The sequence below is a fragment of the Shewanella sp. 10N.286.52.E4 genome, assembly GCF_041468785.1.
Classification (GTDB): Bacteria; Pseudomonadota; Gammaproteobacteria; order Enterobacterales; family Shewanellaceae; genus Shewanella; species Shewanella electrodiphila.
This window is the reverse complement of sequence record NZ_JBFRJJ010000042.1, coordinates 33,018-44,708: the sequence shown is the minus strand read 5'-3', so window position 1 is coordinate 44,708 and position 11,691 is coordinate 33,018. Positions and strand designations below refer to the sequence as shown.

The following is an 11,691-nucleotide window of genomic DNA, read 5'->3' as shown; positions in this document are numbered from 1 at the left end:
GAAAGAATTAAATCATTATGAAATCCCAGGTCGATTAGCTCAGCTGGGAGAGCACCTCCCTTACAAGGAGGGGGTCACTGGTTCGAGCCCAGTATCGACCACCATTCTTTTCGTAAAGAATTAAAACATTATGAAATCCCCAGGTCGATTAGCTCAGCTGGGAGAGCACCTCCCTTACAAGGAGGGGGTCACTGGTTCGAGCCCAGTATCGACCACCATTTCTTTTTATTCCTGTTTTACCTTTCTAAAGATTCTTCATTTCAAATATTTAATTCGTACTTTAAAGCCGTTGCGTTTTCTTTACTTACTTCATAAATCTAAGTCTATTTTTGTCTCTGTCTCTAACTCTAACTCTTTCTCTATTTCCCTCTACATCTCTGACCTTTTTTGTGGAATGCTCAGTTTTCGCAGGTAACTCAATACATGTGTGATTGACTGGGTTCGTTTAATTAGAGCTTGATCAAACCACTAAAAAAGCCGCTCAACATGCATTGAACGGCTTAGTAGAGGAAAACGAATCGTTATTTTATTAAGCGATTAATCTATACCGAGGAAGCCACCTGTTTGGTGTGCCCATAACTGCGCATAAATACCCCCCGACTTTATCAATTCCTGGTGCGTACCTTGTTCAACAATCTTGCCCTTGTCCAAGACAATTAACCTGTCCATTGCTGCGATGGTTGATAAACGATGGGCAATGGCAATCACAGTTTTACCTTGCATTAATTCATATAAACTTTCCTGAATCGCTGCTTCTACTTCAGAATCGAGAGCAGATGTTGCCTCATCGAGTAACAAAATTGGCGCGTTTTTAAGCAGCACACGGGCAATCGCGATACGTTGGCGTTGACCACCTGATAATTTAACACCGCGCTCGCCGACCTGTGCATCAAGTCCAGTATTACCAAAGGGATCTGATAAGTCTTTAATGAACTCACTGGCTTGAGCCTGTTCAATTGCCGCCAGTAATTGCTCATCTGACGCTGTTGGATCGCCATAAAGGATGTTTTCACGAATGGAGCGATGCAGTAATGAGGTATCTTGAGTCACCATGCCAATCATTGAGCGCAAAGAGTCCTGAGTGACATCGGTGATCTTTTGGTCATCAATTGCAACGTGGCCTTTTTCTACATCATGAAATCGCATTAGCAAATTTACCAATGTAGATTTACCTGCGCCAGAGCGGCCGACTAAACCGACTTTCTCGCCCGCTTTGATGTTCAAGTTCAAGTCGTTAATGACACCAGATGCTTCACCATAATTAAAACTGACATCATTGAAATCAATTTTACCATTGTCTACAACGATATCTTTCGCATCTGTTTTATCTTCAATTTCAATCGGTTTTGATAAGGTGTTCATCCCATCTGTTACTGTACCTATGTTCTCGAACAGTGAGCTGATTTCCCACATGATCCATTGAGACATGCCATTAAGGCGCAATGCCAAGCTGACAGCGATAGCAATCGCACCCACAGTGATGGCGTTATCTGCCCATAACCAAATTGATACTGCCGCAATGGTAAATGCCAACAAATAGTTAATTGCTTGAACCAGCACGTTAATGATAGTTACTAGACGCATTTGACCATACACAGTCTGTAAAAAGCCCATCATGCTGTCTTGGGCGTAATCTGCTTCTTGTTTGGTGTGCGAGAATAACTTTACGGTTGAAATATTGGTGTAACTGTCAACAATTCGTCCTGTCATGGTCGAGCGTGCATCAGCTTGCTTAGTAGAAATCGCTTTTAATTTCGGCACGAGTTTCCACTGAATAGCAACATAAGCAAATAACCACACTAGCATCGGTAGCATTAAACGCACATCAGCACTGGCAATCATCACTAGCATTGAGGTGAAATAAATAATGATGTACATCAGTACATCAAGCAATTTCATCACGGTTTCTCTCACAGCTAGTGAGGTTTGCATGACTTTGGTGGCAATACGTCCGGCAAAGTCGTCCTGATAGAACGAAACGCTTTGTTTAAGCAAATAACGGTGTGCTTGCCAGCGTATCGCCATCGGGTAGTTACCCAAGAGTGTCTGATGAACAATAGAAGCATGCAGCCAGACCAATGCAGGGATCACCACTAAGACAATTACGGACATACCAATGAGGGTGTTCCCTTCATCCTGCCATAATGTCTCAGGGTTTTTAGTGACTAACCAGTCTACTAATTTGCCCATAAAACCAAATAATGACACCTCTAAAATGGCCAAAATAGCGGTTAATATCGACATAATGATTAGATGCTTTTCAAACCCGCGAGTGTAATGACGGCAGAAAGCATATACGCCTTTAGGGGCTTGCGACGGCTCTTCTTGAGGAAGGGGATTGGTTAACGATTCGAAAAATTTAAACATCAACAGCTCAAACAAATATTAGTTAACGATAGGATACCGTAACTTGTGAACGAAGTGTTGAATTGATTATGACAATTGATGTCAGCATTAAATCTACATTGAGTTCCGTTTTCCGCTAGTGAGTGGCGACAACTTTGGTTAAAGTAGATTCACATTTTAAGATTGTGAGTTAGTTTACGCCGCCATGAAAACTATTAATAAAACGGATACCCATCAATCAAACGAGATGCCAGTGGGTTTGTCTTCGCTTGCTTACAATCATTGCCATTTACCTGATGATACCTGCAGACAAGCAAGACTAAGTCGAGATGCACGTTTTGATGGCCGATTTTTCATTGGGGTTAAAACCACAGGTATCTTTTGTCGCTCAATTTGTCCAGCATCGCCGCCAAAAGAGCAAAATGTGATTTATTTTGATTCAGCGATCAAAGCTGCAGAAGCAGGGCTTAGACCTTGTTTACGCTGCAGGCCTGACAGTGCGCCGCAATCTAACGCTTGGAAAGGCACCAACACCAGTTTACTGCGGGCCATTAGCTTGATTGATGCAGGGTGTTTAAGTGGTGAGAATGCAGAATCTTTAACCCAATTGTCTGCACGTCTTGGCATAAGTTCTCGCTATTTGAGTCAATTATTTAACAAACAACTTGGAACATCGCCCAAAAAATATGCTCTATACCGCCAGTTAATGTTTGCTAAACAATTATTGCATCAAACACAGCTACCTATTACTGATGTGGCCATGGCGGCAGGTTTCAATAGTATTAGACGATTTAATGAAGTGTTTAAAGCGCAACTGCAACTGACGCCATCTCAATTAAGGCGTTCACCGTCTGCTAAAACGAATACTAATCCTATTGCCAGGAAAGGGATTAAAAACAAACCAGCTCTTGATACACATGCCAGTTTCTCCCATGGGATTAACTTATTGCTGGATTACCGTCCGCCATTTTTATGGTCTGATTTATGGGCATTTTACAAAGTTCGCGCGGTTGAAGGTATGGAGTGGCTTGATGAACAGTCGCTCATATATGGACGTAGTTTTTCACTGGATTTTGATGATATTTCAATTAGAGGCACATTTGAAATCTCAGAAGTTAACGCAAAAAACCAGTTGTTACTGAATGTGCAATTCGAACGTGAGCAAGATATTGGCTATTTATTTCAAGTTGTTCAATATGTAAGAAAAATATTAGATTTAGACGCTGATATGGATGTAATAGAAGCTTCTTTTTCTCCATTAGTGTCTATGGGGATGCATGTATCATCTGGCCTTAGGATCCCCGCGACAGCATCAGTTTTTGAGGCGGGTTGCCGAGCTGTGTTAGGGCAGCAGGTGAGCGTCATTCAGGCGAGTAAATTGCTTAATGTGCTAGCAGTAAATTACGGCGATAAAGCAGTCATAGGCCAGCGAGAAGTGCTGTTTTTTCCTAAAGCTGAACAGGTTGCCACAGCAGGACTTGATGAGTTTAAAATGCCTGGCGCCAGAAAACGTGCATTAAACGGCTTAGGTCAATTCGTTGCTGATAACCCGTTAGCCTCACCCGAAGCCTGGATTGAGGTGAAAGGCATAGGCCCGTGGACGATTGCTTACGCCAGAATGCGCGGAGAAAGTGACCCTAATATCTTTTTAGGTGGCGATTTAGTGATTAAAAATAGACTTAAAGCACTCATAGCAAAGCAAGACATTACTTTAGGAACTACGACAGACTTCACATCTAAATATTATCAACAGCTTGTAGAGAAAATCAGTCAGCAAGTCAGCCCTTGGGGCAGTTATTTAACCTTTCAATTATGGAAAAATGATGAAAATTAATAATCAACCGCCAGTGTTTCAACAGGTTATTGCTAGTCCTGTGGGCTATCTGAAACTACAAGCATCAACGCATGGGCTGACTCACTTACAAGTGGTCGCTGAATCAACCACACTGGATGCGTTATCTCAGGCGGACTCAGGAGAGGTCAATCAAGCGAAAGCTATTGTTATTCAAGCTATTGAAGAATTACGCGAGTATTTTTCAGGTGAAAGGCAAGATTTTGATGTCAAATTAGCAGCCAAAGGAACTGAGTTTCAGCAGCAAGTTTGGCAAGCATTAAAGGCGCTGCCCTTTGGCGATATTTGTAGTTATGCGGCCATTGCCGATACGATTAAGCGCCCCAAGGCGGTGAGGGCTGTTGGCGCCGCAAATGGCGCAAACCCAATTGCGATAATTGTGCCTTGTCATCGAGTGATTGGCAAAGATGGCAGCTTAACCGGTTATGCTTACGGACTTGAAATGAAGCAATTTTTATTGAACTTGGAAGGGGTCAACTTGTAAAGGATAGACTCACTAAGATTAAGCTAAGAACGAATGAAGTCATTCATTAAATATTAGCGAGCTATTGATGAGGGCATTTCTTTAGTTTTAATCATTTCTAATCTAGCTTGAGTCCACTTTTTAGCTGCTATGTATCATTTAGCTTATTAAATGCGCATAGCATGCGCAATATCGCTAACTTAACCTGCTCAAATAAGCTAAAATACTCTCAAAGCTATATCCAATTTCTATTTTATTTGAGCATCCATAATTAATGACATCAGCTAACAACTCTCCTGTTACTTCGCAGACAAGTGCAACAACTTTTGCCGAACTTGGCCTTATTGCACCTATTAACAATCGTCTTGCGGAAATGGAATATAAAACGCCAACACCTATTCAGGCACAGGCTATTCCGAGTGTTATTGCAGGAAAAGATCTATTAGCTGGCGCCAATACGGGTTCAGGTAAAACTGCTACATTTGTTTTACCCATTCTGCAAAAGATCCATCAAGCCCAACAAGGTGCTAAAAAAGATAAAGGCAACTTTGTTTCGGCATTAGTGTTAGTGCCTACACGAGAGCTTGCAAAACAAGTTGCTGACAGTGTGAAGTCTTATGCTGTTCATTTTAATGGTGCAATTAAATCAACAGCTGTGTTTGGTGGTGTATCAGCCAATACGCAAATGTTAGCGCTACGTGGCGGCACAGATGTCTTGGTGGCAACTCCTGGGCGTTTACTTGATTTGATTTCGAGCAATGCGATTAAGTTAGATAAAGTTGAAACCTTAGTGCTTGATGAAGCTGACCGAATGCTGAGTCTTGGTTTTACTGAAGAGTTATCATCTTTGCTTGCCTTAATGCCACAGAAAAAACAAACCTTGTTGTTCTCTGCGACGTTCCCTGAAGAAGTTCGCACACTGACAGATAATCTGCTGCAAGACCCTGTTGAAATCCAACTGCAGAGTGCGGATGCCAGCACATTAGTACAACGGGTGTTCACGGTCAATCGTGAAAAGAAAACTGCGCTTCTTGCTGAACTAATTAAGCAAAATAAATGGCGCCAAGCGCTTATCTTTGTCAATGCGAAAAATAGCTGTAAGCATCTAGCCGATAAATTATCAAAGCGTGGCATTACTGCGGAAGTCTTTCATGGTGATAAAGGTCAAGGCGCACGTAACCGCGTTTTAGAGGGCTTTAAAGCAGGCGATATTGAAGTGTTAATTGCCACCGATATTGCAGCCCGTGGTTTAGATATTGAGAAACTGCCAGTGGTGATTAACTTTGATTTACCACGAAGCCCAGCTGATTATATGCACCGTATTGGTCGCAGTGGCCGTGCTGGTGAAGTGGGCTTAGCGTTATCTTTGATTGCCCATGCTGATTACCATCATTTCAGTATTATCGAGAAAAAGAACAAAATTCGTTTAGAGCGTGAAACTTTTGTTGGCTTTGAACCTGATGAAGAAATGCCTGACGATGAATATGCTGTAGAAAAGCCAATGGCAAAACCAGCTGGTACGGGTAAGAAAAAGAAGAAAAAACAAGCACCTGTTAATGTTGATATTTGGGCTGGTATTGCTAAAGAAGATAGCGATAAAGATGACAGTGCTCAATAAAACCATTTGAATAATGGAAGCTTATGAGGTTCAGGGATTGATTCTACGTTAAATGATAAATAAACCCGAATCATAAATTTAAGAGTAACCATTAAATATGAAGCAGTTATTTTGGTTAGTAGATGGCGTTATCGCCGGTCGAAGTGGTCCCAATAAACATGAATGGGATGTCGCAGAGTTAAAAGCCGCTGGTATTGGTGCGATTGTATCGCTCAATAACGGTGAAGGTGTCGATGAAGAACAACTAGCAACGCTAGGTATTCGCTACCTTTGTACGCCTTTTTCAAGAAATATTCCGCCACAGGAAGGTGACGTTGCTATTTGCACTGAACAAGCGCCAAAAGCGCTGGCATTTATTCGTCAATGTGAGGCTGATAATATTGCCGTGTTGATACATTGTCGCTCAGGCAAAGATAGAACGGGTATTATGATGGCGTATTATTTGATGGATAATGGCGCTGCCCCTGTTCACGCGGTAAGCCAAGTGCGCAGTATCCGCGATATCGCATTTAGTTCAGAAGGCTGGGATCAATTAGTTTTTGACGTGCTATATGCTTTGCAAGATTAGTTATCCTAGAATGAGTTGTCCTAGAATAGGATCAAAGGTTTAAATCCATAACGAGAAAGGAATCGGTGAATGCACAACAATAAATACATATTTATCTTATGTTTTGTGTTTGCCTTTTTTATTTCCGGTTGTGCATCTCAGGTGGAATTTGAACCTTTAGAGCCTCAATATAAACTTGCTCCCCCCAAAGATTCAGTGTTAGCGGAATATGTAAAATCGCATAAAAAACCAGAATTAACCGGTGTTAAAACCTTAGCTGATGGCCTTGATGCATTCATCGCTCGTTTAGCAATGATTGAAAGCGCAACAACAAGCATTGATTTGCAGTACTACATTTATCGCAATGATGATGTCGGTAAGATGCTCACGCTGTTTTTATATCAAGCAGCTGAGCGTGGTGTGAGAGTGCGTATTTTATTAGATGATATGACCACTGCTAGCTATGATGATGGATGGATGGTGATTGCTAATCATCCTAATATTTCTGTAAGGCTATTTAACCCTTCCTATGAAAGACATTATCGTGGCATTGCATTCATTACTAATTTCACTCGCATGAATCATCGCATGCACAATAAGTCATTAACCATAGATAACTTAGTGAGCATTGTGGGCGGCAGAAATATTGGCGCTGAATATTTTTCTGCAAACGAAGATGTCGAATTTGGTGACTTAGATGTACTGACTATCGGTGAGGCTGTTGATGACGTCTCAACCCAGTTTGATACCTATTGGAACTCTAAACAAGTTCAAAGCATTCAACAACTTGTTCCTGCCAACGATATAAATACCAACCTTGAACTATTGATCCAAGAAGCGGCAGATTATAAAGCGACATTAGCGAGTAGTGAATACTATAAACGCCTTGAGAACAGCAGTCTGCTAGAAAGGCTTAAAAACCAGTCTGTGCAGTGGTACTGGGGTAAAGCTGATGTTGTCTATGACCCACCTAATAAGCTCAAAGCGAGTAGCGACACTCCCATTTTACTTGATGATCTAAACTACTTTTTTAATCAAACTCAGCAAAGATTAGTGATTGTGTCACCGTATTTTGTTCCAGGAGATGCGGCAACCAATGCTTTTATTAAAGGAGTTAAACAAGGTAAAGACATTACCATTGTTACAAACAGCTTAGCGGCGACGGATGTACTTGCTGTTCATGCAGGTTATCAGCAGTACCGTCAAAAGTTGGTTGAAGGCGGGGTTAAAATTTACGAAGTAAAAGGCAGTCCAACTGAGAAAAAATCCAGCTGGAAGGGCAGTAGTCGTAGCAGCCTGCACGCTAAGACATTCGTCATTGATGAAGACATGGTCTTTGTCGGCTCTTTTAATTTCGACCCTCGTTCAGCATTGATTAATACCGAAATGGGCATTGCGATTGAAAGTCAACAATTAGCCAAAGACATGGTTGCAGGGTTAACTGAGTCAGCCGTTTCTAAAGCCTATGAACTCGCTATCGAAGATGGCGACTTGGTCTGGATAGACAATACAGATGGCAAGGTTATTTATGCAGAACCAGGCGCAGGTTTTTGGCGCAAATTCTTTGCGGATTTTCTTGCATTATTGCCAATAGAGTCACAACTTTAACCCCTAAAACTCAATTAGTTTCGCCTAAATTTGATATGTTATTATCGGTATGGTTAACTCAATTTAATGTATTTTAATGGGTGATTTTATGAAGAGCAAAGCGAGCCAATCTCAGGGGCTGTTACTGTTTCATCTCTCTCATATTCAGCAATTTGCCTTAGGTACGTTGAAGATCCGCGAAATTGTCCCATTTAGTAATTTATCCAAAATTCCACGTTCTCACCCATCAATTCTTGGCGCAGCGACTATTCGCGGTAATACTATTGCCGTGATTGATATGGCAGCAGCTATTGGCTTTAAAGCTATTTCGCCAGATGAGCAAAAAGATTGTTATGTGATTATCACTGATTGCCAGAGAATGGTGATTGGTTTTCTAGTCAGAGCCATTGATAAAATCATTGAGTGTAATTGGCGCGACATTGAAGCGCCAGCGTCCAACCTAGGTCATAATGTGTTTTTAACTGGGGTGACGCGCTTAGATAATAAATTAGTTCAACTACTTGATGTTGAACTTCTGATGGCTAAAATATTCCCACATGATCCAGCTGCAAACCGCGCAATACTGACAGATGTCCAGCGTGAACAATTAAAGCCGATGCGTATTTTATTGGTGGATGATTCCAAGGTTGCCAGAAAGCAATTATCCGATGCACTCGACTCGATTAACATTCCATATGATGTGACTTCAGATGGTCATGATGCATTGCAAATAATGCGTGATGCAGCAGCCCAACAAAAACCTATTAATATTTTAGTCAGTGATATTGAAATGCCAGGGCTTGATGGCTATGAGTTAGCATTTGAAGTAAAGAACAATCCTGAGCTAGCGAACGCGTACATCATTTTGCATACTTCGCTTTCCAGTGAGATAAGTGTCAGTCAAGCTAAGCAAGTCGGCGCCAATGAAGCGCTGACCAAATTTGATGCTCATGAATTAATCGATGCCATGCTACGTGGTGCTAAATAGTGGTTTTGCTAGGGTTTTAACCTACTGCATTATAATTGGTCACATGTTGGCTAAATGTGGTTTGTTTGGAACTAGTGAGTAATATTAGCGTATCATTTTGCCCTCAGACTAGACTTTAGCCATTTCATCCGATATATACCTATCAGAGCTTATTAAAAGCCGCACAAATATTAGAGCTTATTAAAAGCCATAAATATAATAATCATAGGTCAAGCAATGAATCAAAATCAATCACTGTTAGCGCGGGTTGCTAACGGTAGCTTAGTGCTACAAATTCTCGTCGGTATTGTTCTCGGTGTTATCCTCGCCACAGTTTCAACCTCAGCAGCTACTCAAGTGTCATTTTTAGGTAGTTTATTTGTTGAAGCGTTGAAAGCTGTTGCACCTATTTTAGTGTTTGTCTTAGTGGCATCATCAATTGCAAATCAAAAGAAAAACACCCAAACCAATATGCGACCTATTATCGGCTTGTATTTGGTTGGCACGTTAGCTGCTGCATTAACGGCTGTGGCATTTAGTTTTGCATTTCCAACAACGTTATTACTTGCAGGTGGTGTTGAAGGGTCTAACCCGCCACAAGGCATTGCAGAAGTATTGAATACATTGCTATTCAAAATTGTAGATAACCCAGTAAATGCCATATTAACAGGTAACTATATTGGTATTTTAGCGTGGGCTGTGGGTCTGGGGATCACATTACATCATGCGAGTGATTCAACGAAGAAAGTGGTGTCAGATTTAAGTGACGGCGTAACTAAAATCGTTCGTTTCGTAATTCGTTTCGCACCTATTGGTATCTTTGGTTTGGTTTCTGGCACAATTGCAGCCACAGGTTTTGAAGCCTTAGCGGGATACGCTCAATTATTGGGTGTGTTAGTGGGTTCAATGCTGTTTATCGCATTAGTGGTTAACCCGATTATTGTGTATATAAAAATCAGACGCAATCCTTATCCATTGGTACTGAAATGTTTACGTGAAAGTGGCGTGACTGCATTCTTTACGCGCTCAAGTGCAGCGAATATTCCAGTGAATATGGCATTGTGTGAAGAGTTAAAACTTCATAAAGATACTTATTCAGTATCCATTCCATTAGGTGCAACCATTAACATGGGCGGCGCGGCAATTACGATTACAGTGCTGACGCTTGCAGCTGCAAATACCTTAGGTATTCAAGTCGACTTCTTAACCGCTGTGTTATTAAGTGTGGTTGCAGCGGTATCAGCTTGTGGTGCGTCAGGTGTTGCTGGCGGTTCGCTATTATTAATTCCATTAGCTTGTGGCTTATTTGGCATTTCAAATGATGTGGCGATGCAAGTGGTTGCTGTTGGTTTCATTATTGGTGTGGTTCAGGACTCTGCTGAAACAGCATTAAACAGTTCTACCGATGTCGTATTCACTGCTGCAGCATGTGAAGCTGCGGAAGCGAAAGAAAACAGCTAATAAAGACTACTTTACAAGCTAAAAAAACCGCTCATATGAGCGGTTTTTTTATTTTAGTCATTGGGCAAATTACTAATCACTAAATCACTAAATCACTAAATCTTAGCTGCTAGCCCTTTACCTTAGTCACTGAAAGGGTGCTTGCTGAAAAAGGTTCGCTGCTTTTGCGTGTAAGGATGGGTAATTGTTAGCATTTGCGCGTGCAGGCTCAATCTATCTCTTAGCGCGATGGTATTCTCATCAGCATAAAACGCATCACCTAATATCACATGGTTGAGTGCTAGCATGTGAACGCGCAGTTGATGTGTTCTACCTGTTTCTGGCATCAGTTTAACCAGAGTATGCTCTGGGTGTCTTTCAATCACTTCATAATGCGTAACCGCTGTTTTTCCTTGTTCAGATACAATTTGAAAAGGCGGGTTAGTTTTGTCGGCTGCTAATGACAAATCTACAGTGCCTAAGTCACTCTCAAGTTGGCCCTTAACCTCTGCGATATAAACCTTTTTGGTTTTACGGTCCTGAAATTGGGTCTTTAAATGAGATTCGGCTTTCTTATTACGAGCAAATACCATTACACCTGAGGTATCACAGTCTAAACGATGCACTAAGATGGCTTCAGGAAATAGTTTTTGCACACGTGTAATAGCACAGTCATGTGTCGCAGGTGCTTTACCCGGATTAGCGAGTAATCCAGCTGGCTTATTGATGACAATGATATCGCGGTCTTTATAACGGATATCTAGCCAAGGAATACTAGGTGGTTGGTAATCAAAAATTTGCATGAAGTCGCATCGGTTTACAAAATAGTGGGGTATTTTAGCAAAGTTTTCGCTGTGCAGTAATGATTAAC

9 protein-coding genes and 2 tRNA genes are annotated in these 11,691 nt (G+C 41.4%); 9 read left to right on the top strand and 2 right to left on the bottom strand.

The annotated features are described in order from the left end of the window. Positions 1-28 precede the first annotated feature (28 nt). Both AB4153_RS18885 and AB4153_RS18880 read left to right on the top strand, forming a co-directional pair. A tRNA-Val gene (locus AB4153_RS18885) sits at positions 29-104 on the top strand. A 38-nt stretch (positions 105-142) separates the two neighbouring features. Beyond that, positions 143-218 (top strand) — tRNA-Val (locus tag AB4153_RS18880). Between the two features lie 319 nt (positions 219-537). Here AB4153_RS18880 and AB4153_RS18875 read toward each other — a convergent pair. After that, complete coding sequence (locus AB4153_RS18875; protein ID WP_229372119.1) at positions 538-2,367, bottom strand: ABC transporter ATP-binding protein; 1,830 nt, start codon at positions 2,365-2,367, stop codon at positions 538-540. 184 nt (positions 2,368-2,551) lie between these two features. Here AB4153_RS18875 and AB4153_RS18870 point away from each other — a divergent pair, with 184 nt between their 5' ends. The 7 genes from AB4153_RS18870 to sstT all read left to right on the top strand — a co-directional run bounded on the left by AB4153_RS18870 (position 2,552) and on the right by sstT (position 10,841). Next, positions 2,552-4,180 carry an Ada metal-binding domain-containing protein gene (locus tag AB4153_RS18870; protein WP_371998375.1) on the top strand — a complete coding sequence of 543 codons (1,629 nt, stop codon included), beginning with the start codon at positions 2,552-2,554 and terminating at the stop codon, positions 4,178-4,180. Continuing rightward, the gene (locus AB4153_RS18865) at positions 4,170-4,682 is read left to right on the top strand and encodes a methylated-DNA--[protein]-cysteine S-methyltransferase (protein WP_371998374.1); all 513 of its coding nucleotides are present in this window, start codon (positions 4,170-4,172) and stop codon (positions 4,680-4,682) included. Before AB4153_RS18870 ends, AB4153_RS18865 begins: the two co-directional genes overlap by 11 nt. A 253-nt stretch (positions 4,683-4,935) precedes the next feature. Then, positions 4,936-6,279 carry a DEAD/DEAH box helicase gene (locus AB4153_RS18860; RefSeq protein WP_248956922.1) on the top strand — a complete coding sequence of 448 codons (1,344 nt, stop codon included), beginning with the start codon at positions 4,936-4,938 and terminating at the stop codon, positions 6,277-6,279. Positions 6,280-6,376: 97 nt separating this feature from the next. Beyond that, positions 6,377-6,847 carry a dual specificity protein phosphatase family protein gene (locus AB4153_RS18855; protein WP_371998373.1) on the top strand — a complete coding sequence of 157 codons (471 nt, stop codon included), beginning with the start codon at positions 6,377-6,379 and terminating at the stop codon, positions 6,845-6,847. 69 nt (positions 6,848-6,916) lie between these two features. After that, on the top strand, positions 6,917-8,434 hold the full coding sequence (locus AB4153_RS18850; protein WP_371998372.1) for a phosphatidylserine/phosphatidylglycerophosphate/cardiolipin synthase family protein: 1,518 nt from the start codon (positions 6,917-6,919) through the stop codon (positions 8,432-8,434). A gap of 88 nt (positions 8,435-8,522) precedes the next feature. After that, positions 8,523-9,401, top strand: coding sequence for a chemotaxis protein CheV (locus AB4153_RS18845; protein WP_102526708.1), 879 nt, complete (start codon positions 8,523-8,525; stop codon positions 9,399-9,401). Positions 9,402-9,617: 216 nt separating this feature from the next. Continuing rightward, positions 9,618-10,841 (top strand): serine/threonine transporter SstT, encoded by a 1,224-nt coding sequence (sstT, locus tag AB4153_RS18840; protein ID WP_102526677.1) that lies wholly within the window; start codon positions 9,618-9,620, stop codon positions 10,839-10,841. 122 nt (positions 10,842-10,963) lie between these two features. Here sstT and AB4153_RS18835 read toward each other — a convergent pair whose 3' ends face one another. Then, positions 10,964-11,623, bottom strand: a complete 660-nt coding sequence (locus tag AB4153_RS18835) for an RluA family pseudouridine synthase (RefSeq protein ID WP_371998371.1) — start codon at positions 11,621-11,623, stop codon at positions 10,964-10,966. Between the last annotated feature and the right edge of the window lie 68 nt (positions 11,624-11,691).

Excerpts from the sequence above, each read along its gene's own strand:
- AB4153_RS18850 (WP_371998372.1), top strand. The coding sequence starts at position 6,917 with ATGCACAACAATAAATACATATTTATCTTATGTTTTGTGTTTGCCTTT.
- AB4153_RS18860 (WP_248956922.1), top strand. The coding sequence starts at position 4,936 with ATGACATCAGCTAACAACTCTCCTGTTACTTCGCAGACAAGTGCAACA.
- AB4153_RS18855 (WP_371998373.1), top strand. The coding sequence starts at position 6,377 with ATGAAGCAGTTATTTTGGTTAGTAGATGGCGTTATCGCCGGTCGAAGT.
- sstT (WP_102526677.1), top strand. The coding sequence starts at position 9,618 with ATGAATCAAAATCAATCACTGTTAGCGCGGGTTGCTAACGGTAGCTTA.
- AB4153_RS18835 (WP_371998371.1), bottom strand. The coding sequence starts at position 11,623 with ATGCAAATTTTTGATTACCAACCACCTAGTATTCCTTGGCTAGATATC.
- AB4153_RS18870 (WP_371998375.1), top strand. The coding sequence starts at position 2,552 with ATGAAAACTATTAATAAAACGGATACCCATCAATCAAACGAGATGCCA.
- AB4153_RS18845 (WP_102526708.1), top strand. The coding sequence starts at position 8,523 with ATGAAGAGCAAAGCGAGCCAATCTCAGGGGCTGTTACTGTTTCATCTC.
- AB4153_RS18875 (WP_229372119.1), bottom strand. The coding sequence starts at position 2,367 with ATGTTTAAATTTTTCGAATCGTTAACCAATCCCCTTCCTCAAGAAGAG.
- AB4153_RS18865 (WP_371998374.1), top strand. The coding sequence starts at position 4,170 with ATGAAAATTAATAATCAACCGCCAGTGTTTCAACAGGTTATTGCTAGT.